This is a genomic window from Eubacteriales bacterium, from assembly GCA_041390245.1.
In the GTDB taxonomy this organism is placed as follows: Bacteria; Bacillota; Clostridia; order Christensenellales; family JAWKQI01; genus JAWKQI01.
Window position 1 is genome coordinate 1 of record JAWKQI010000005.1, and the last position, 22,121, is coordinate 22,121.

Consider the following 22,121-nt stretch of genomic DNA (forward strand, 5'->3'; position numbering starts at 1 on the left):
GCCACTAAGTTATATCTTGTACAAGTACTCAATATTTCTCCGTTCGACTTGCATGTGTTAGGCACGCCGCCAGCGTTCGTCCTGAGCCAGGATCAAACTCTTAGTTTAAAATTTATTAAAACTGCTCATCGCAGTTTCTTTCTTTTTTACTATTTCGTGATCCAGGCTGCTTTTTTTCCGTTATTTTCCTTACTTTGCTCTTTTTCAGGCGCTTATTTAAAGTTTTCAAGGTTCTCCGCTATCAAGCGGCTCATTCATATTATCAAATCTGGCTCCCATTGTCAACATCTTTTACCCTTTTTTTTGAAAAAAATAAAGCACTCGACATAAATATCGGGCACTTTATTAACTGCTTAATAATTACTTAAAAAAATAAGGTTTATTCGCCGAAAAATTCGTTCAATTTTCCAACGAGATCATTAACATCTATCCCATGTACCTGGCATGCCTCTTCCAAACTTTCCCCTGCACTTGCTGGACATCCGACACAATGCATTCCTGCATCCATTAATATTTTAGCGCTATTGATATCGCGTTTTAATAAATCTCCCATAATGGTATCTTTTGTAATCTTAGCCATTTTATCTTCCTTTCTCCTTTTTAATTATTTTAAGTTTTTTTGGTGAACTTATGTTGACATTTATTGCAAGTTATATTAATTTTCCCTTTTCCTCTTGGCACCCTTAGTTTCTGTCCGCAGTTAGGGCATCTAAACACCTTGTGGTATTTATCTGTCTTTTCATTTACCGTCCCTTTTAATCTCTTAAATAAATTACTGAACCACGTGTAAAACTTATAGTTTTCAGAGCGCCTGCGCACTACGTTTTTTGAAAACATCCTAAAGATAACATATACAAATGATACAGCAACTAATATAGTACCTATTGTTGGCTGACCTACTAATGAAAATATTATATTTACGGCCATAGCCAGGATAAGTACGGCAAGTGATATGTGGTCCGGGCCGTTCCTGCCTTGAAATAATCTTTGAAACATTACTTTATCCTTAAAACTTTAATTTACAATAATTTATCTCCCCTAACAGATGGACAAATTACTTTAGTGTTTTCAAAATTGTTTTCCCTTTTAAATCTAGAAAAAACGTCCATCCGCTCTGAGTGCATCGGTATAAAAATACTTGGCTTTAATTCCTGAATAAAATACTTTGCACCTTCATCATGTTTACGCCCAAGACGTATATCCACTGGAAAAAATGCCAAATCTATCGTTTTTATATCTTTTTTTATATCCTTTATCTCTTCTAAGAAATCTTCCCTGGCTCTCGCCGCATATTCTTTTGAAGCCTCGTCTTCCCAATGCCAGCAGTTTAGATCTCCTGCATGAAATATTTTTATGCCGCCTGTTTCTACATAAAACGATATGCCTATATCTGTAGACCCAAAAGCTTTTACAAAAATATCTCCGTTATTAAATTCTGTCCCTTTTTTAAAAAAGTTTATGTTTTTTACGTTTAAAAGCCCTCTACTGTTTTGTATGTCTGAGTCTAGCATATAATACGTGTTATTATTATATTCCTGCCAATCAAATATAACTGGGTTGAAATGGTCAGGGTGAGAGTGGCTTACAAAAACATATACATGCTTTTTCTTCTCTAAATCTTCCTTACGGATAACTCCGCTGTTTACATTCTTTTCTTCGTCTAGTGTAGTGTTTTTATAATAATCAAACACTAAAAGCTTGTCTTTTAAAAAGACGGCGTATCCACTGTTTGAAAGATAATAGACCTGCATAGTTTAAGCTATTTCTCCGTTATATGCAATTACCGAGGCATCTAGGACGCCGGGCATAGTGCCTAACTTTTCAATGCTTTGCATATCGGATCCTGTTAAACGCATCTCTATTGTAAGTTCTATATAGTCGCGGTTTACAGTCTTAGACTTTATATTCCCCTGTGGCAAACGGCGAAGCGCATTTTGCACATCAGCACGTGCTGATTCTTCAAACCTTACTATTAATAGGTAAGGCATTGTCCTTTTATTTTTAAATACAGAGGAAAGGACCATAAGCCCACCGATTACGAGAGAGCCGATTATTGCCGGAGTATATTGCTTGGCTCCGAGTGTAACGCCGGCCGCTATGGACCAAAACATAAATACAGTATCCATAGGGTCTTTTACCGCAGTCCTGAAACGTACGATAGATAAAGCACCGACCATGCCTAAAGATAAAACGATATTGCTCGTTATCGGCAGTATCATCATAGATGTTACTAAGCAAAGCATTACTAAAGCGCTGCCAAAGTTTTTAGAGAACATAACTCCTGAAAACGTTTGCTTGTATATGAAATAGATAAATATGCCTATCAAAAATGCTATTACTAAAGTCAGCAATACAACAGGCACGGTCAAATCACTTGACGTTTGAAAATATTGCATTAATCCACTTGGTATTACACTATCAGTGGCCCTAGATATTAATCCTGATCCCATAAATTTTTCTCCTTATTCGTACTTTCTGCAAATTAAATATTTTGATATAGCGGAACGCGATGCACCTTCCGCAGTATTTATAATTCCCTTTATAAATAAAGGTAAAAACTTGTTATACTTAATCTCTAATATGGCAATGCCTTTTTCATATACGGGCATCGTTAAAAGTTCTTTGTCAAAAATATTCTTGTTAAACATTCCAGAGCGCAAGTTTAAATCAAATGTTACTCTCACGTCTTCTATCGGATATACAAATGCCTTTCTGAAATAATCTACAACGACTTTGGGAGATAAGCCCTTAAACTTTATCTCTGCAAAAAAATCATGTGCTAAAATGCTTTTTTTCTCAAGCAAAAACTCTATGTCGTTTGAAAGTATCCTCTCAAACTCATCCCTTGTTAAGGGTAAAGACTCTTTTGCTATGTATTCTCCTATCTTTTCCTTTCTCTCAAGCCGTATTATAGAATCACTTTTATTGTATATTCTGATACGGTACTTTTCCCGAGAATTAACTCCGCTTATCTTTTCCCTTAAAGCTCTGTCGTATAGATCGTCAAAGTATAAGCTTCTTACATGATATCCGCCTTCTATGGAATTTTCGTCCGGAAAAAGCGCACACTGAGCCGCAGATAAGAGCACACGGTAATCTCTCATATTTATATAGTACTTAAGCTCATGCCTGTATTGTTTTTTTGCTTCATTGTTTGCAGTTACATTATAAGGCTTTGCAGCCGAATGCTTATAAGAACTCCTTAAAGAAGATTTACCGCTGCTTGTCCCTGTTGAAGGGTGCGGCCTCAGTGCTTCCGGCATATTATGCTTAGGCGGGTTCTTTTTAACTGAAACTGTACCTTTGTCTAACCTGGGTTGCCTGTCTTCAGCCGGCTTGTCTTTAAAGACGCTTTCAGCGAGTTTGTTTTCCGCTTCTCTTTTAGGCTTTTCAAAGTTAAATAGTTCCGGCGTCTTTTTTACATCGTCCCGCGTCAATACCACGCGCCTGACAGATATGCCATCGCTTGTTACGCTAGCTTTATTGGATTTTCTTTTTATTACATGTTTTGTTTTTCCATAGGGCGTGCCTTTTACGCCGTCTTTATCTTTTATCGCCATGTATATATTCCTTAACCGTAATCAGTTTTAGTCTATTGTATCTTCAAGCATCTGCTTTTGTTCCGTTGTAAGTGATAAGTTGTTTTCCAGATGCTGAACCACATATTTGTTCCTGTTCTTTGCAAACTCCCTTAGTTTTTCTACATGGGACTCCCAGTTTGCAACAGTGCCTCCGAATTCTTCGCGTTCGGCTTCCATTTCGCCTTTCATTGAATTATAAATTTCATCTATCCTTGCAACTACTTTTTCTGAATTAAAAGTATTTTCAAGATGATATGCAAACCTCTCTATGAACTTGTCTTTCCAAGCTTCATTTTTGATCAGACTTCTGAAAATAGTCGTCGGGTACATTGAACCAACGCCGTGCCCGTCAGGATCCAGCTGCCTTTCTACCCTGTCACTGTCCACATAAGATGGCCACAGTGCCCAGTCTAAATCGTAATATATCCAGCGCCACTTACCGTCTGTTGTGCCGGATTTATCACGCCAATATTTTATATTGCCTGTATCCGAATTAGAAGACCATATCTCGCAAATTATATAGTCCATAAAATTATCGACATCCATTAGACTTGCTATATAGTCAAAATTATCCTGGTCAGCCAGGCTGTTATTTTCCATAAATTCTATCATCTTTTTATAGTCACTGTTGTCCCCAACTAGCGCAGTGCCTGTGCCTACTAAAAGATCTATGTTGTCCGGGTCTGAAAGCCCGTTGTTCTGTGCTATAAAATACTTGTTTATTTTTTCTCTTAAGTGGTAAGTACCCCAATATTCACCGTTTAAATAAGCGACATAAGTCTGGTATCCGGCAATGTCTAAATCAGTCGTTTCTTTTACCAAACTGGTGCATATTATATCTCTCATCTTTGCCATAGTCCCGTCGTTTCCGCCGTTTCTTAAAACTATGGATTTATATTCCGTAAAGTCCAAACTATCTATAAACGGATATTCAAGCATAGAAGCACCATACTCGCTCCTTGCAAATAAGCCAAAGACTTTGATTATTCTTTATTAAATCTCCGTTTATTCTAAGCTTCACATTTTAAGAGACTCCTGTCTTTATGACTTCAATAGACGCGGGCGCTCCCATTTCTGCTGAAAGTTAGCTTTTTTATATGGGAAATTATCGATATTATTCTTATACTCTTCCGTAACCTGGTCTCCCCAATCATAAATACCGGTAGACCCCCATAGATTATTGTCGTCTGTAACGATAGATATTATTGAAAGCTCATGGCTCACATTCATTAAATAAGTAGCCGTTGTCGAATAGCTTGGCAGATACCCTTCTTGTACTGCCATAGCCCTTAAAATAGTAGTCTTGCTAACTGTTATTGGTGCGGTATAGACCGTTGAATTCTTTGTAGGGGTACTATTATCAGTTGTATAGTAAATAGTAGCTCCGCTGGGCGCCTTGATTTCAACTTTCTGTGTGCTGGTATATATGCCTCCGTCAACAGTAAATGTCGGCGTTTCTGTAAAGCCTTGTGCGCCTGCTCCGTTAGCACTTCCGGGAGTTATATCTGTATAAAAATAAAGGCTAACATCGTCAGCATTTTTTCTCCCGCATGATACATCCGTTGGATTGTATCCCATGTTGTATCTATCTAACAGATTCCCGTCTGGATCGTAAAGTGCAACTATGTCCCCCTCATTGCTTAGTTTAAATGTCGCATGCATATAATTTTTACTAGAACTTTCAGAAGAGGTCAGCCCCGAAGCTAAAACGACTTTATATTCCCCTGCTTTTATTGAAATGTCTGGAAACTTCCATTTAGCCGGATTACCTGTATTGTTTGTTAAAGCATAATCCTTTAAATTTATGGCTTCACCGCTTCCGTTATATATCTCTATAAAATCGTAATAGCTGCCATCCCCTTCGAAATCCTTTTGAGTGTTTGAGGTTAATACTTCCGATATATAAATATCAGAGATAGCAACTTTATTGTTAGATGAAAACTCCGAATACCCTGCATCCGTATTCGGATATCCGGGAGTAGGTTTATAACTTACTTTAAAAGTGCTGGAAGGTGAGCCATCGCTGTATTCGCGTGCCCACGACGCATCAGATGTAAGTTCTGTTATGCTCGTCTTGTCAAGCAGTTTCCCATCCGACGTTGATAAGAGTATCGTCTCTTTATAAGTCGATATACGGAAATTAGCATGAGTGCCCTTTTTAGGGTCAGAGTCTGATAAATCGGGGTCCCCGGAACACCATACGATAAATTGTTCACCCGGGGCAAGTGTCACATTTGGAAACTGCCATTGCATCGGGTCTGTTTCATCGTCTGACAATCCCATACTATATAGGTTTACATTCTGGTCGCTGACATTAGTAACTTCTATATAATCTGAATATGCTCCCGTATTATCTGTTATGGTCGTCTTATTAGAACCCATTACTTCGGTTATCAATATAGAAGGATCCTCAACAGCCCTGGATTCTTTAAATGCAGTCAGCCCTTCTTCTGTATTGGGGAAGCCGGGCGTTGCATTTTCAAGCGCCTGCCATGTGCCGTCTTTTAGGCCCAGTGATACATTTTTGTCCATGTCTTCCCAGCTTTGTTTGTCTAAAACATCACCGTCAATATTTGATAGTAAAAGCGTTTCTTTTGATGCAGATAATTTAAAGCTGGCGTGGTAAATTCCATTTGATATATCTGAATAGCTGCTCTTGCCAGACATGAATACCACTAAATACCCGTCGGCCTTTAATGTACCTGCGTCAAACCCCCATTTTATAGGGGTGTTCTCATCGTCTGATAAAGCTAATCGGGAAAGATCTACGTCTTCTCCCGTGCCGTTATATATTTCTATCCAATCAGAATAATTTCCGTTATTGTCTACATAGGCCCCGCTGTTTGATGCCATGACTTCACTTATAACAACACCCCTGGTAACTGTTGAGGTGCCATTGTCATTAGAGCCGGCATTAAGTGCTAATATCGTAACTGTCACTGCCACGGCTGCTATTAATATTACCAAGAATATTTTTACTACTACTTTCATTAAATAACTTCTCCAACAATAAAACATTGTTTTTCGTACGCATTATTTTAACATTTACATGTGTATTTTGCAACAGAATATGTTTATTGTTAATAATTATACTGATTTATTTTATTGTCCATTTATAAATCATTTATACATGTATATATTTTATATCACTATAATTCATGTTCGCCGTATCTTAAGAAGTAAAGTATCTTTTGTTTAACTCTTAATCCAGTGATATTTAAAAGCGCACGTGCATAAAGATCAAGCTGTGTTTTGTAATTGTCAGAAACGTCTTTTATGCTTCCTTTTGAAACCCTGTTTGATTTATAATCAACGACTACCCACTCGCCGTCTTCTATAAAACATAAGTCAATGATTCCCTGTACTATAACTCCTTCATCGCTGTCAAACCCAATCTCACGGGCGGGGACTTCAAGGCAAAACGGCTGTTCGCGAAATGCCTTTTTTGCTTTTAAGGCCCGTAGCGCTATATCGCTTGCCAAAAAATTTTCAATAAGATTTATGTCTATCAATTTTGATTCTTCTTCTGTTATTTTTTGTTCCCTTACCATATTAAGTATAGCCCCGTTCACATCTGTCTCTGTAAAATCTATGTATCTCATTGCCAGATGCAGTGCCGTACCCCTTTTTGCCGCAGTTTCGCTTTGCTCGTCTGATATGCGCATATATATACGCTCTTTTTCCTCTTCTTCCTTCATCTTGGATACTGCACACTTAGTTGGTATCTTTGTGCTTAAACTATATTTATAGGAAAAATCAAGCTCTGCTTGCTTATCCTCTCCTAAGGCGGCTTTGAATTCATTTAAGCGGGCTGCCCTGTCGCTGCTTTTAATTGATTCTGCCGTGTTTAATATTTTGATTTCAATATTTTCATCTGCATATTCGTCTTTTTCTATCTTTAAAAACGGCAGGTTGTTTTTTACTTCCTTATCTAGTTCAGAGTTTTTTGTGGCTTTTAAAAGACGCGGCATAATAAAATCCAGATAGTTTCTTACCCGGCTTTTAGATTCGTCGTTTATCGGATAAGCCCATTTTAATATAGATTTATCCAGATTATGCACCGCAGCCATTATATGAAGCTGCTGTTTGGCTCTTGTCAAAGCAACATAAAGCACCCTTACCTCTTCAGACAGCATTCTTGAAAGTATGTCTTTAACTGCAAAATCTTTATAGATGCTGTTTTTCTTAACAAGCATCCTCTCATCTACAAATGCAGGGGCCAGGCCGAATTTCCTCGATACAAGAGGGTCTTTCCTCCTGTCCTGATCGTTTAACTGTTTTTGTAATCTCGGCAGTATAACTATCGGGAACTCAAGGCCCTTGCTTTTGTGTATGGTCATTATATTTACACAATCGCTCTGCATGGTTTTAGCAGTTAATTCAAATATCTTGTTTCTGTTTCGCATCTCGTCTAAATGCTCTAAAAACTCGTTTAAGTTATTTGCTGAATATTTTCCGGTTAAAGAAGCGTTTTCTATTAAATTGGATAAAAACGCACTTTTATCTGCTCCATCCTTTAAACCGCAAAGAAGAGTTAAAAAGTTAGTCCTGCGGTTTACCTCGTGTAAAAACTCTTTTAATGGCATATGCCGTGAAATTAAATTTAAATCTTTTATAACTGCCATAAAATTTTTTATCTTTTTAGACAGTTCGTTTGAATTGTCAGCCGCATAATTAATTACCGCACGGTAAAAAGGTATGCTTTGCTTTGTGTTTATACGTATACCGGCAAGCTCATCGGCAGTAAATGAAAAGGCATCGCACGTCATGGCGCTTAAAAGAGGTATGTCTGAATTAAAATTATCTACGATTCTTAAAATGTTTATAAAAGCTTCTGCTTCCGGCATATCATCAAAATTAGAATCTGCCTCTGTCGATACCGGTATATTCCTCTTTGAAATCGCTTTTTTTATCTTAGGCCCGGAACTACTCTGTTCCCTAAGAAGAATTGCTATGTCTCCAGGCTTTACAGGCCTTTGCTGCATTAGGTCCTGATCATATATTTCTCCTTTTAAAAGGCTGGCTACTTTTTGTGCTATCGCTTCAAACTCCGCTTCTTCTGCATCTATACCATTATTGATATCTTTATCTAGATCAGATAGCGTTATGCTTACTTTTCCACCCGTCTTGCCGCTCCCGTTATTTAGCTTTTCATCATCGTCATAAACTATATTGCCAATGCGTTCGCTCATTATATCGCCAAACAGTAAATTGACAAAATTTAAAATCTCGTCAGCGCTTCTGAAATTGTCGTTCATGCTTATGATAAGGCTGCTTTCGTCACACTTATATGCCTTTTCTTTTCTTTTGAAAATCTCCGTCTCAGCACGCCTGAAACTGAATATAGACTGTTTTAAATCTCCCACGCAAAAAAGCTTGCTGTTGCCTGAAACGGCATTTATAACCGCCTCTTGTATTGGGCTTGTATCTTGGTATTCGTCTACAAATACATATTTATATTTATTAAAATAACGCTTAGCAGCATCCTCGTCCATAAGCACCTTATAGGCAAGGTGCTCCATGTCGCTATAATCTATCGCGTTTTGTCTTTTCTTTAATTGGCTGTATTTTTGTTTGAATGCTAAATAGATTTTTTTAAACCTATAAGTGTCCTCAGCCAAGTGCACCCCTTCGTATAAATACTCTTTTACAAACTCATCTTCGGGTAAAATCTCGCCCGCCTCTTTAAAAAGCTTAGTTATCGTATTTCTTATGCCTTTTATATAATCTGCCAGATTAGAGTCCATATCCTTGTAGGTTGCTTTTTTCGGAAACACCATCCCGTCTTTTAAGTTTAAAAACCCGCTTGCGCCCTGTTCTAAGAACATTTCATAAAGCTTTTTGGCATATTCCTCGTTTTCGCTCTCTGTTTCGGCCATTTTTAAGTATCCGTTTTTTGCACATAACTCGCTTGAATAAGAAAACAGCTTTGCCGCATATTCTATCTTAATAGCCTCGGCAGCTTGCTTTTCTTTATACAGGGCTTTTGCTATATCTTCATCTTGCATCCTCTTGGCCGTTTCATCAAACCATTTCTCATCGTCTACTACACTGGATAAAAATTCGCTGATATCAAGAAGCCTTTCTGCAAACATCTCTTCCCTGTACTTGCCGTACCTTGCTACTAAGCATAAAAAGTCATCGTCTTCCCTTTCATACATATCGGCAAAGACTTCTTCAATGGCGCGCCGTTTCATCACCAGTATTTCGGCTGAAGAAAGAGTATAAGGTAAGGGTGCAATATCTAGTTTTAAAAAATTTTCCTTAACGATTTTTAAACAAAAACTATGAAGAGTGCATATATCCGCATTAAAAATCTGGTTTTTTAACCTTTTTATCTCATCTAAAGAACTACTTTGCAGTTTTATGCCTATTCGCTCTTTTAGCTCTGCTGCTGCTGCATTTGAAAAAGTAACTATCAAAAGCTCCTCTATACTTGCCTTTTTGTCACACAATAAAGAAACTGCCTTCTGTGTCAAAACGCTGGTCTTACCGGACCCTGCCGCCGCACGTATCAGTATATTTTTATCCGTTAATTCAATTGCTTTTAGTTGTTTTGGCGTCCACTTAGTCATTTGTTTCTCCAAAAAGCTTTTCTTGGCATGCTGTCCTGAATTCATTGCCTGAATAAGTTTCATCAAATCTGCAGATGCTTTTAAACCGGCAATATCTGCAAACTCCACTGTCATTTGTTTTTATCTTAATCGGATTTATGCTGATGTTGCCTTCATATATCTCATTCAATGCTTTAGTAACTAAGTCCTTAGTATAATCAAACAAGCTACTTAACTGATCTTCACTTAATATAACCGGTGCGCCCGTCCTGTCTATGCCATTTTTGGAAAGCTTAAGTTTTATGGCTTTTAATTCCCCTTTTTGAGTCTTACCCGAAAAATCAATAAGCGTGCCGATATCATCAACGCTTATGCCGTTCATTCTTTTTTCGCGGTATGCATCTATTTCATCTTCTTTTTGAAGATAATCAAGGCTTAAATCAAAATAATATGCACCAGACGGCTTAGCGTTTCTTTCTTTAAAATATTCCGATAAAACCATCAGATAGATAATGAGCTGGATATTGATACCTGCCAAAAACTCATCCTTGTTAAACTTCTTTTGGCTGCTCTTATAATCTACTACCCTAAAATAACTTTGTTCGCCTTCAAGTATGTCTACCCTGTCTATGAATCCGCGAAGATACGCTGTGCTGCCATTATTAAGTTTAATTTTAAATCCGGGTAATTTAGAGTTTAGCCCGAATTCCGCTTCGGTTAAAATAACCTTTGCAGCCGTATCCTCAAACTGCCACTTTAACGCATTTATAGAAGTTTCAAGCTGCCTCTTTGTTAAAGCGAGTAAAAGCATCCGCCGCTTATCATCAAAAAATCCTTTTTCTACCACTTCTTTAATGCTTTTATCAAGCCTTAAATTTATTTCAGCTTTATTAAGATCATTTAAATCTTTTTTATCTTCTATTAAGCCTTTAAAAAACAAATTAAGTACGCTGTGGCAAATGCTCCCTAAATCACGCCTTACGTCGTTAAAATCTTTCTCTTCTTTAATTTTAAGGCCGTTATTTAAAAAGAATTTATACGGGCATTCGCTAAACGTCTCTAGTTTGCTTACGCTCCCGCTGAAATCACCATAAAGCGGTACTGTCTTTTTTTCGTCTATCTTAAGAGCCTCGTTTTCAAATTTTAGCTGCCTTTCCATCCTGTCTATCAAAGGCTTATATTTTTCAGCAGACAAAAACCAGTTGCAAACTGCCGATAAATTTTTTGCTGGCTTTTTCCCGTCTAAATAGGCATTTAAATCAACAACCATGTTTTTAAACGTTCCGTTTTTCCCGATTAGCCTTAAATTCTCCTCATCAAAAGATGTCTTTACTTTCATCCCCGGAAAAATGGCACATATATTTTTAAGTATTATAGAATGGTTCTTATCCGGTACACTTAGATATAGCTTTTCTTTTGGCGCAGATAAAGCAGAGTAGATATCCAAACGCTCTATTTCTTCGTTCGTATTATAGCTCGTTTTGATGCCTGCGTCTTTTAGCATTGTAACTTCATTTAGATCAAGAAGCGCCCCAAAATTTTTGTTAGAAGGAATATAATTGCTATCAAGCCCAAGGATAAACAGCGCTCTTATATGCCCGGGTTTGCTTTTCTTTATGTCGCAAAACTTTATTTCATCTTTAACCGGAGGTATCGTTGAGATAAATACATTTGATGCCGAGAAAGATATTATTTCCCTTAGCTCGTCTGTCTTTATGTCCTCATCGTTAAAAACAGCCCTAAGCTCTGAAAGCATGTCCTTAAACTTGTCATAAGTCTGCCCGCAAATATCAGACAGCGTATTAAAGTTTATGTCGGATAGTTCTTTAGATTCTGCCTCAAGTTTCTTTGAAACTTCCATATTCTCCATGAAGTTTAAAATTGCGTCTATCTTTAGCCCTGCGTTTTTGCCTTTAAGCTGCGTTTCAAGTTTTATTATCGGGTCTGTCAGTTTTTTTCGTATGCGTTCAAATCCGCCGTACTTTTCTTCTATATATATAATCGGCTTTTTAAGCATATTGCCCCGAAGGGCAAATTCTTTCTGGCAGAGCAGAAAAATGCCTTGCTCATTTATCGTTAGATTGCTTAGTCCGGATTTTATGTGCGATATTATTGCACTCATCCGCATGTTGTCTTCTATTATAGATAATGCAGAAAGTAAAAACGCTGCTAAACTGCTGTTTGAAAGAGGTGTCTTTTTATCTATAAACACAGGTATGTCATTGCTTAAAAAAACATCGTTTAATGTAGAAGAATAACTTTCTTCGTCTGCCATAATGCCTATTTCATTAAAACGGTAACCCTTTTCAAAAACCAATTTAAAGATTTCAGAAGCGCACTTTTCCGCCTCGTCTTTTTTAGAAGCAGCCTGATAAAACGAAATGTCTTTTACTTCGCCTTTAAATACGTCGAAACTATCGGCATATAGATTTTGCTCCAGGTGGGAAAGCTCTTTTGAGGATTGCCTTTTTAAGATGTTTAGTTCTCCATTTGGGAGCCATACAGTGTTTATACTAGCGCCAGTACTTTGGCCAAAATAAGCAAAATCGTCTGAAAGCGCATTAGGTATTTCAAATATGTAAGCATCTTTGTCTTTATCTTTACAGGATTTTAAAGATACGTACGCTTCACTAGATGCTTTTACCGCTTCGCATGAGAGGCTGAACATCTGCTTTGTCATACTATCAAAACCATCTATTATAACTGTGGCGTTATTAAATATCTGGGCTTTAGCCGCTTTTTTAATAGCGCTGCTCATTATATCTTCACGGTCCTGCTTATCAAACTGCTCATAACTTTCATATATGATAGCAAGGTCATGAAATTTATTTTTTAAAGTCTCGTTTGAAACCTTGATATTAAAGACATCTTCAAATGATAGTTCTTGCTTTTTGAATTCTCCTATTAAACTTACTAAAGCCTCGTCAAACCCTTCCTTTTTATATATAGAAGAAAAGGCTTTAAATTTATCTTTATTTCTAAGCGCGGCCAAATGTACCATAGCGTACTTAGAAACGTCTGATACAGCACCTTTAAGCCCTCCCGCACATTCAAGTATACGGTTTGAAAGACGGTTTAAACTTAAAACTTCCACCCCAAAAAGGCCCTTGCCGGCAGTCAGCTCGATTATGTCTTTTTCCGTTTGATATGTCATGTGTTCGGGCACTAAAACTATTATTTTTTTAAAAGGATCGATCGAAAGTTTTTGGATGAGCCTTAAAACATACCTGCTTTTGCCACTTCCCGAACGACCGCGAATCAGCTCAATCTTTTTTACCAAGACTCTTCTCCTAAAATAAATTAACCTGCCTAAAATAAAATACCGCCCCCAAATAAAGGTTGCGGTTTAACTCAAAACCAATGATTAAGTTTCCATTATGAATTCCGACAGTAATTTAATATCATCTTCGTTAGATAAAATAAGTTCAAACTCAACTTCGTCGTTTTTCAGTTCTTCAAACATCTGGGTTAAGGCAATGTACTGGCAAAGCGTCGATTTTAAATTTAACAGGTCTCCTTCAGATGTAGCAAGCTCTACGTTGCCCTTGCATTTTTGTATGGTTTCAAAAAATTTTTGAGGTTCTTTTATACTTTTTATAATCAACTTTTTCTCCTCCAATTACACCCTAAGCTCATGATATCATAGCGATAATGTATATGTCAATTAGAGTAACTTTTGGTATTTTAACTTCCGTATTGAAACTCGTTAAGGCCCCATTTTGCGATAAGTTCTTTTAGCGTTCCGTCTTCTTTAAGCTTAGAAATTATCTCGTTTAATGCACGGCCTAATTCGGGATTAGAGGAGGAATAAGCTATTGTATAACCGTGCGGGAGAATCGTCCCTTCAAGCATCCTGCCACTTATGTTACCTTCTGTTACATACTTGTTGATCATAACGCTTCCGGCTGCGACCGCATCTATTTTCCCTCTCGTCATGGCATTGAATACATCCGGATAAGATGCATAGGTTAAAATCTCACAGTCTATATTTTTCCCCTCAAAAAACTTAGACAAGTTGTTTCCGGCATAACTGCCGCTTACAACTCCTATTTTCTTTCCTGAAACTTCTGCTATACTGTCAATGCCGTCTTCCGGGGCAAAAAATGCGACAGAATCTGTAAAGTATGGATCTGTATAGGATATATCGTCATCGTCTTCATAGATATACTGGGCGAAAACTAAATCTGCGTCTTCGCGGATTATGTTTACCCTTCCGGATTTAGAATCTACCCCGATTTGATTTATTAAAATATCTGTGCCGTCAAACAACCTCCTTATTATTTCGTTGGATAAATCTGCATCCAGCCCTATATAAGAATCAGTTTCCTCATCGTAGGTTGAAAAACCTCCCATATCGTCTTTTAACCCTACCGTAACCATACCATTATCTTTAAAAGGTTTGATGGCCACTTCATAGTCAATAGCTTTTGGAATTGAATTAATAACAATTATTGAAATTATCAATACGGCTAGCACAATAGCACTATATAAAATAAACTTTTTATTGATGCGTTTTTCAATATGCCTGTATATATCTCTAATAAAGCGTTTTGTTGAATCATATAAGTCTAGTAAAAACTTTATCATAAAATTTTCCTTCTTTATTTTTTATAATTATACATCATTTGTTTTTGATTGCCAAACCAATTTAATGGTGCTATTCTTATATCAAATCTTATTTCAATATCTTTAGAATCTATGGAGGCAACATGAAAGAAATAAATACAATATTAGTGTTAGGGGACTCTCTTTCTCGTGGCGTTCTTTTAGATGAAAAGCGCAAAAAATATTACTTTTCAGATAAATGCTTTTTTACGTTCGTAAAGGAAAAAATATCTCCTTTAATAAAAAATCTAGCAAAATTCGGTGCAACGACTCTTCATTGCCAAAAAAACCTGGAAAAAAACTTGGAAGAATATAAACCAGATCTTGTCTTAATAGAATACGGCGGCAACGACTGCGACTTTGATTGGAGCGAAATCGCCAAAACACCGCTTGAAGAGCACCTTCCCCACGTAACGTTAAAAGACTTTGAAGACCATTTAACAAAAATCATTTCAAAAGTCAAAGACTATGGTGCTATACCAATTCTAATGACGCTACCCCCGCTTGTGGCAGATTCTTATTTCAATTGGTTTACAAACGGCGATAAACAAATGGGAGATAACGTACAGGAATGGCTTAAAGGCACTTGGGTCATATACTATTGGCAGGAACGCTATTCATCTGCTATCAGGCACTTTGCCGATAAAAACAATTTAAATTTGATCGATATCAGGCATGCTTTTTTGGAACACCCTGATTTTAGGAAACTAATGTGTTCAGACGGGATACATCCAAATGAAGCAGGGCACCGCTTGATCGCAGACGAAATAATAAAATACGTCTCAGCTAACAGGAAAGAATTAATCGTCTGATTCTGCTTTGATATTTTCATCACTTATATAATCGACTTCATCCGGTGGCATTATGATTTCCCGTGCCCGGTCAAACATACATTCCGGCACGTACATCCTTGCGTGGACTTTTTCAAAATTAGGTATGTTTGCAAAATACTCATATAAATTCCCATGTTTTATCATAAAGGGGATTTCCTCTGCATTCAATAAGCTTTCTATTATAACAGTCTCGCTTTCTGTCCGTGTTATAACTAAAAGCTTGATTTTATCTTCCTCTTCGTCCTTTCTTCTTTTAAAAAACATAAATACCTCTATTGCTTTATTATATTAGATTATACTGCCCTTAAATTAAATAATTAAAAATATTTAATTAACTGTTAATTAAATACGCATAACAAAAGATGTTAAATAATTTCAATTAAAAATGGCATTTTTAAAAATGCCATTTTTAATATACTTCTAAATGAACCTTATCATCCTTGTATTCTAAAATACTATTTTTGTCCTCTGCGGGTAAACCTAACGCAACGGTGGTTACCGGTAATACGTCTTCTGGAAGTTTTAATAAAGTCTTTACCCGCTCTTCCTGAACGCTTCTACGGTAAGTACCGAGCCAGCAAGCGCCTATACCTTGCGCATGTGCTGCAAGTAATATGTTTTCCGTAGCGGCAGCACAATCGAGCATATATAAGGTCTGAGATGCTTCTGATGCATCTTTTAAATTAGCTACGACTGATATACATACATCTGCGTCTTTAAGAGTTTGCCAAAAAGGTATGCCTTCGCATAGACTTTTAAGCATTTCCTTGTCTTTAACTACAATGAACTCAACCGGCCTTCCCCCTTTAGCAGACGGGCTGGACATACCTGCATGTAATATCTTTTTAAGCTGCTCATCTGGTATATGCTCTTCCTTGAATTTCCTTATGCTTCTGCGTGTCAAAATACTATCAACTAACTCCATTTTTATCAACCTCCTTTTTTTATTATATCATTTATATTAAAAATATTAACATGTTTTAACATTTTTTAATCTTGACTATATTCAAAAAAACACTATCATTAATTATATGGTTGAATTAAAAGTAACATCAGACTACGATGAAAAAACACTTAAAACCTTTATAATGGATACTTATCCTGCGCTTAAACAAAGCGTATTTTTTGAGGCGCTTAAGAGTGGTGATATAAAGGTAAACGGCCTGCGCCAACGGCGTAATGTAGAGCTTGCTAAAGACGATAAAGTCACAGTTTATATAACCAATGCTAAGCTTAACTTTAATTTCTCCCTAGATATAGTTTATGAGGACCCTCATATACTTATCATAAATAAGCAAAGCGGCATTTCCGTTGACGACGATAAAAAGATCGGCGCACTTTCAATTTATTCTATGGCTATGGAACATATGCAGGATAAAGACGAAATCATAAACTGTATATCAAACGTTCCTCACTTAGTCCATCGCCTGGACCATTATACAGGCGGGCTTATGGTTATAGCCAAAAGCGACGTGGCGGCAGATATTTTGGTAAATGCCTTCCGCGAAAGAAAAATATCCAAATACTATCACGCAGTAGTAATAGGCCGCCCTTCTCCTGAAAGTTCGCAGCTGCATCATTTTCTAACTAAAGACGCAGCCGGTTCCCATGTATATATACATAAAACTCCTTCGCTTAAGTCGCTGCCGGTTGTAACTAGATACAAAACCCTTAAGACTAACGGAAAACTTTCACTGTTGGAAGTTGAGCTTGTAACCGGGCGTACTCATCAGATAAGGGCACATCTGGCATATATTGGCCACCCTATTTTAGGAGACGACAAATACGGCAAACGTATTATAAATAAACTTTATAAGCAAAAGCACCAGCTTTTATTTGCAAACCGTATGGTATTTAATCTAGGTCCTAACCATGTTTTATCATATCTAAATAACAAAGTATTTACACTGCCCGTTCCGTTTGAAACAGACGGTTCCATTTCCCTTTTTAAAAAAGATTAAACGGATAAACATCTGGCACTTTGCTTGAAATATTAAGCATTTCTTCCTTTGTGGGGTGTTTTACAATAAGCTGGCTGCAGAAGAGTGCAAGCTTATATTTTTCACCTTGCCCATATCGCATGTCGCCGACCAGCGGGCAGCCAATAGATGCAAACTGGACACGGATCTGGTGATGCCTCCCTGTCAATAAATCTACCTTGATAAGCGCCATGCCATCTTTTTTATTTAGCACTTTAAACTTTAGGCGCGCTTCTTTAGCACCTTCTTCGCCTTTTTCACATATCTTTGAATTTCCATTCGATTTCTTTATATATCCAGTAAGCTCGCCTTCATCTTGCGGCGGTATTCTTGACGTTACGGCAAGATAAACCTTTTGCATGCGGCCATTTCTTATTTCGTTAGAAAGCCTGGAGGCGGCTTTCGATGTCCTTGCAAATATCATGACTCCCGATGCAGGCCGGTCCAGCCTGTGAACAAGCCCTAAATATACGTCTCCCGGTTTTGAATACTTTTCTTTTATATATCCCTTTATTATGGTAAGCATATCCGCGTCTCCCGAAGAATCCGCCTGGGATAAGACGTTTGGCGGCTTGATAGCGGCTATTACATGATTGTCTTCATATAATATATGAAGCTTCATCTAAACCACCTCGTGGTTGCACCGCAAGGCAGAAGCGTTTTGGATTTTTCTATAGGAAGGGCAATTTCGCCGGCCTCAAAAGTTCCCTCCTTGCCTTTTAATGTCCTTATTAAAATATTTTTTGTAACTATGGGGCTAAGTCCAGTCGTATAAGAATTTATTATAAAAAACAATGGGTCTAAACTTAGTAATTTTACACTCTGTGCAACGAGCGAATATATGTTTTCCTCTATCTTCCAAAGCTGTCCGTCGGCTCCGCGCCCATAAGAAGGCGGGTCCATTATTATAGCGTCATAGGTGTTTTGCCGCCTTAATTCCCTTAAAACGAACTTTAAACAATCGTCGACTATAAACCTCACGGGATAATCTTTAAGGCCGGAGAGTTGAACGTTTTCCTTAGCCCAATTAACCATGCTCTTAGCCGCATCGACGTGAACTACTTCCGCCCCCGCTTTAAGGCAGGCAAGCGTAGCGCCGCCCGTATATGCAAAAAGGTTTAATACTTTGATTTTCCTCTGTGCTTTTTTGATTTTATCCATCATAAAATCCCAGTTGACAGCCTGCTCTGGAAAAAGCCCGGTATGTTTGAACCCTGTCGGGCGGACATAAAATTTAATATCATTATATGCTATCTGCCATCTCTCCGGCAGCTTCTTTTTAAAGCTCCACTTACCGCCGCCGGTCGAACTCCTTATGTAATCAGCATCTGAAGTGTTCCAAAGGTTTGGAAACTCTTTAGGCCAGATAGACTGTGGGTCCGGCCTGCGCAAAGTTACATCTCCCCATCTTTCCAGTTTTTCTTTATCGCCTGCATCTATAACAACGTAATCTTTCCAGCCAGATGCTATAAATTCCATACCATAACCTTCCACATATGTAATATTTCTTTAATTAAAAGCATACCATATAATTTTCCATTATGCTATAATATGATAGGTGATTTATTTGCACGGAATAATCTTAAAAGCGTACGCTAAGATCAATCTCTGTTTAAACATAGAAGGAAAAAGAAAAGATGGTTATCACGACATAGATACGGTTATGTTACCTATCTCTCTTTACGATACGCTTAGGATATTTAAAGATAAAGTATTAACAGTTAATACAGATAGCGAGCATATACCAAACGGCAAACACAACATAGCATATAAAGCTGCTAGCATTTTTCTAAAAGCCGCTAATATCTCGTCTGGTGCGCATATAACGATAAACAAACGTATACCGTCAGGAGCAGGTCTTGGAGGTGGGTCTTCAAATGCGGCGGCTGTAATTTTGGCTTTAAACAAGTTATATGAGACCAAATTTTCAATAGACGAACTGGTTAACATTGCAAAACGTATAGGAGCAGATGTACCCTTCTTTTTATATTATGGGTGCAAACGCGCCCAAGGCATAGGCGAGGTTTTGAATGTAGCTGAATATAATATTCCTGCGTATTTTGTTATAGTAAATTATAAATTGAGTGTATCTACAGCAAAGGCATATTCTGTTTGTTTAAACTTTAATTCTAAAAAAGCGGACATGCCTGCTGTATTAAGAGCTTTAAAAGAAGGAGATTTACCTTCTTTTATAAAAAACTCTGCCAATATGCTTGAAGCAGCGGCAAAAAGTATCGAACCAAAAATTAAAAATGCATTTCCACTCCTTAAAAAGGCAGGTTCGCTGTCTTCCATGATAACGGGAAGCGGAAGTGCGGTCTTTGGCGTATTCGACGATATAAAAAAGGCAATACTAGCTAAAACTTCACTTGAAGGTTTAAAGGCATTTGACTTTGTGTTTTTAACACAGGGAACGGACAAGACATTTGAAGAAATATTGACTATCTATTAAAGAGGTGTTTTTTATGGATAAATATTTAAGCGATTTGGCACGCAGCATCGTTCCATACACTGCAGGGGAACAACCTAAGAATAATGTAATAAAGCTAAACACCAATGAAAACCCATATCCGCCGTCACAGCATGCAATAGCTGCCGCAGCAAATGCAATAAAACCTGCGCTAAGGCGGTATCCTAAAACAGATGGGGGAGATTTTAGAGATGCAGCGGCTTTAGTAAATAAAGTCGATGCTAAAAACGTATTTTGTTCAAACGGCTCAGATGAGCTATTGGCTTTTTGTTTTGCCGCCTTTTTCGACCCTGATAAACCAGTTAAGATCTTTGACGTAACTTACAGTTTTTATCCTGTCTGGGCTAAATTTTTCAATATACCACTTGATATAATTCCTTTGAATAGCGATTTTAGCGTCCCTGTTAAAGAAATGTATATGAGTAAAGGCGGAGTTGTTTTTCCAAATCCCAATGCACCGACAGGTATGGCGATAAGCTTAAATGAGGTTGAGAAAATAGTAGCCAATAACGAGGGTAAAGTTGTAATCGTAGATGAAGCATACGTTGCGTTTGGCTGTGAGACTGCCGTACCCTTAACAAAGAAATATGATAATCTTTTAGTAGTTAGGACACTTTCAAAATCCCATTCACTGGCCGGGCTTCGGGCCGGATATGCCATTGGATCCGAATACTTGATAAACGGTTTGACCCGTATAAGGGACAGTTTTAATTCCTATCCTACAGATGCTATATCCCAAGAGATGGCTGCCGCAGCTTTAAAAGACGAAACTTATGCCAATATGGTATATCAAAATATATTGGAAACACGAAAGGAAACTATTTTAGCTCTTAAAAAACTTAAGTTTAACGTGCTTCCTTCTCTTGCAAACTTTGTATTTATATCACATGAAATCCCGGCAAAAACACTTCTTAATGAACTTAAAAAAGCCGGCATATTGGTAAGATACTTTAACCTACCGCGGATAGACAACTATTTAAGGGTAACCATAGGTACCGGTGCCGAAATGATCGCATTTATATCCAAACTTGAAAAAATTTTATCAAGCCTCGGATATGTTGTCGATTAGGTAATTATCATTAGAAGTCTTGTAAAATTCAAATGAGAAGCAGCGGATGTCGTATACATTGCTGCTTTTTTTATACCAAAGAGTAATTATATTACCCTCTTTAAACGGTGATTTAGTCGTTATTTTTGAAAATGGTCCTAAAAACTCACATATATCTTCGTAACACAGCCCGTCTAAAAGCTGCATCGTTAAAAATTTCAATGACTCTTCTTTGCGGTTCTTTAAAACACTATCTAAAAACAAAAGCGCGGTTGCCGTTTTTATATTTTCACAGCCTTCTATCATATTAATTTCACTTGATTTTAAAATAATCTGTCCATTTTCAGATGTAAAGTAATAATTTTTCTTAATTCCATTGTCTTTTTCTACTACATTAAACACAAGGCTGTCTAAGTGCACAGTCGCTTTTGCATTCAAAAACCCATCTATAAACCGTATTTCCGGGCTTATCTGAACTCCAAAGCAAAAATCCCCTTCACTTGATTCACCTGTGTATAATAAAAAAACGCTGTCGCCTATTTTATGCATTAAAACAGACGCGCTTTTAACGCGGAACCAGAGAGGATAGGCAAACACAGTATACCCTCTTCTTTCCTCTTCCAAAAAGATATATACTTCTTTCTCCTGATAGATTCCCGCAACGAAAGATATTCCTCCCGATTGAAATATAAACCTGCCGAACATCTGCGGCTTGATTTCGCCCCTTCCAGATGAAATAAAAAGCGGCTTGATCCTTATTAAATACATGCCGGGCATGCAGAGGACTTCTATTAACCCATCGTCTTCAAAAATAGATACCGTATTGCCGATTATTATCCTTCTTATAAGAGGCATCGCCATCCTTTCATATGATGAAGACAACGGCAGAAATGAAATATAAAAAGTACCTTTGCCCGATACTTGCGTGATAACCCTTTTCCCTTCTTCGCCTCCGACTTCGCCAGCAACGCCGTCGTTGATTTTAACGATGCCAGCAACACTGGATTCTATATTTATTATAACCGGTACGTTGTCCTTCACTAAATGTCTC

The 22,121-nt window shown here is 37.5% G+C and carries 20 protein-coding genes and 1 rRNA gene; 4 read left to right on the plus strand and 17 right to left on the minus strand.

Features of this window, described 5'->3' with window-relative positions:
* The 12 genes from R2876_06695 to R2876_06750 form a co-directional block, all read right to left on the minus strand.
* Positions 1–108, minus strand: a 16S ribosomal RNA gene (locus R2876_06695); the annotation flags it as partial.
* Between the two features lie 271 nt (positions 109–379).
* A complete protein-coding gene (locus R2876_06700; protein ID MEZ4358291.1) occupies positions 380–580 on the minus strand; it encodes a DUF1858 domain-containing protein in 201 nt (66 codons plus the stop codon).
* Positions 581–609: 29 nt separating this feature from the next.
* Positions 610–996 (minus strand): hypothetical protein, encoded by a 387-nt coding sequence (locus tag R2876_06705; GenBank protein MEZ4358292.1) that lies wholly within the window; start codon positions 994–996, stop codon positions 610–612.
* A 23-nt stretch (positions 997–1,019) separates the two neighbouring features.
* On the minus strand, positions 1,020–1,751 hold the full coding sequence (locus tag R2876_06710) for an MBL fold metallo-hydrolase (GenBank protein MEZ4358293.1): 732 nt from the start codon (positions 1,749–1,751) through the stop codon (positions 1,020–1,022).
* 3 nt (positions 1,752–1,754) lie between these two features.
* On the minus strand, positions 1,755–2,450 hold the full coding sequence (locus tag R2876_06715) for a DUF4956 domain-containing protein (GenBank protein ID MEZ4358294.1): 696 nt from the start codon (positions 2,448–2,450) through the stop codon (positions 1,755–1,757).
* Positions 2,451–2,462: 12 nt separating this feature from the next.
* On the minus strand, positions 2,463–3,560 hold the full coding sequence (locus R2876_06720) for a polyphosphate polymerase domain-containing protein (GenBank protein MEZ4358295.1): 1,098 nt from the start codon (positions 3,558–3,560) through the stop codon (positions 2,463–2,465).
* Positions 3,561–3,587: 27 nt separating this feature from the next.
* Positions 3,588–4,520 carry a CotH kinase family protein gene (locus tag R2876_06725; GenBank protein MEZ4358296.1) on the minus strand — a complete coding sequence of 311 codons (933 nt, stop codon included), beginning with the start codon at positions 4,518–4,520 and terminating at the stop codon, positions 3,588–3,590.
* Between the two features lie 102 nt (positions 4,521–4,622).
* Positions 4,623–6,572, minus strand: a complete 1,950-nt coding sequence (locus tag R2876_06730; GenBank protein ID MEZ4358297.1) for a lamin tail domain-containing protein — start codon at positions 6,570–6,572, stop codon at positions 4,623–4,625.
* A 158-nt stretch (positions 6,573–6,730) separates the two neighbouring features.
* Positions 6,731–10,264, minus strand: a complete 3,534-nt coding sequence (locus tag R2876_06735; protein ID MEZ4358298.1) for a UvrD-helicase domain-containing protein — start codon at positions 10,262–10,264, stop codon at positions 6,731–6,733.
* Complete coding sequence (locus tag R2876_06740) at positions 10,149–13,415, minus strand: PD-(D/E)XK nuclease family protein (protein ID MEZ4358299.1); 3,267 nt, start codon at positions 13,413–13,415, stop codon at positions 10,149–10,151. Before R2876_06740 ends, R2876_06735 begins: the two co-directional genes overlap by 116 nt.
* A gap of 84 nt (positions 13,416–13,499) precedes the next feature.
* Positions 13,500–13,739, minus strand: a complete 240-nt coding sequence (locus tag R2876_06745) for a polya polymerase (protein ID MEZ4358300.1) — start codon at positions 13,737–13,739, stop codon at positions 13,500–13,502.
* Between the two features lie 80 nt (positions 13,740–13,819).
* The gene (locus R2876_06750; protein ID MEZ4358301.1) at positions 13,820–14,722 is read right to left on the minus strand and encodes a transporter substrate-binding domain-containing protein; all 903 of its coding nucleotides are present in this window, start codon (positions 14,720–14,722) and stop codon (positions 13,820–13,822) included.
* Positions 14,723–14,844: 122 nt separating this feature from the next.
* On the opposite strand from R2876_06750, the gene R2876_06755 reads away from it, so the two are divergent.
* The gene (locus tag R2876_06755) at positions 14,845–15,552 is read left to right on the plus strand and encodes an SGNH/GDSL hydrolase family protein (protein MEZ4358302.1); all 708 of its coding nucleotides are present in this window, start codon (positions 14,845–14,847) and stop codon (positions 15,550–15,552) included.
* Here R2876_06755 and R2876_06760 read toward each other — a convergent pair.
* Complete coding sequence (locus tag R2876_06760; GenBank protein ID MEZ4358303.1) at positions 15,541–15,837, minus strand: hypothetical protein; 297 nt, start codon at positions 15,835–15,837, stop codon at positions 15,541–15,543. The two genes, R2876_06755 and R2876_06760, sit on opposite strands and share 12 nt — an antisense overlap.
* Positions 15,838–15,982: 145 nt before the next feature.
* Positions 15,983–16,498, minus strand: a complete 516-nt coding sequence (locus R2876_06765; protein MEZ4358304.1) for a nitroreductase family protein — start codon at positions 16,496–16,498, stop codon at positions 15,983–15,985.
* A 106-nt stretch (positions 16,499–16,604) separates the two neighbouring features.
* Between R2876_06765 and R2876_06770 the strand changes: the two genes are divergently transcribed.
* A complete protein-coding gene (locus R2876_06770) occupies positions 16,605–17,534 on the plus strand; it encodes an RluA family pseudouridine synthase (protein MEZ4358305.1) in 930 nt (309 codons plus the stop codon).
* Here R2876_06770 and R2876_06775 read toward each other — a convergent pair.
* Both R2876_06775 and R2876_06780 read right to left on the minus strand, forming a co-directional pair.
* Complete coding sequence (locus tag R2876_06775; GenBank protein ID MEZ4358306.1) at positions 17,521–18,174, minus strand: RNA pseudouridine synthase; 654 nt, start codon at positions 18,172–18,174, stop codon at positions 17,521–17,523. The two genes, R2876_06770 and R2876_06775, sit on opposite strands and share 14 nt — an antisense overlap.
* On the minus strand, positions 18,171–19,031 hold the full coding sequence (locus R2876_06780; GenBank protein MEZ4358307.1) for a class I SAM-dependent methyltransferase: 861 nt from the start codon (positions 19,029–19,031) through the stop codon (positions 18,171–18,173). Before R2876_06780 ends, R2876_06775 begins: the two co-directional genes overlap by 4 nt.
* Positions 19,032–19,119: 88 nt before the next feature.
* Between R2876_06780 and ispE the strand changes: the two genes are divergently transcribed.
* Both ispE and hisC read left to right on the plus strand, forming a co-directional pair.
* A complete protein-coding gene (ispE, locus tag R2876_06785; GenBank protein MEZ4358308.1) occupies positions 19,120–20,004 on the plus strand; it encodes a 4-(cytidine 5'-diphospho)-2-C-methyl-D-erythritol kinase in 885 nt (294 codons plus the stop codon).
* A 13-nt stretch (positions 20,005–20,017) separates the two neighbouring features.
* Entirely contained in the window at positions 20,018–21,091 is a 1,074-nt protein-coding gene (gene hisC / locus R2876_06790; protein ID MEZ4358309.1) for a histidinol-phosphate transaminase, read from the plus strand.
* On the opposite strand, the gene R2876_06795 is transcribed toward hisC, so the two are convergent.
* Positions 21,065–22,111 carry a hypothetical protein gene (locus R2876_06795; GenBank protein MEZ4358310.1) on the minus strand — a complete coding sequence of 349 codons (1,047 nt, stop codon included), beginning with the start codon at positions 22,109–22,111 and terminating at the stop codon, positions 21,065–21,067. The two genes, hisC and R2876_06795, sit on opposite strands and share 27 nt — an antisense overlap.
* Between the last annotated feature and the right edge of the window lie 10 nt (positions 22,112–22,121).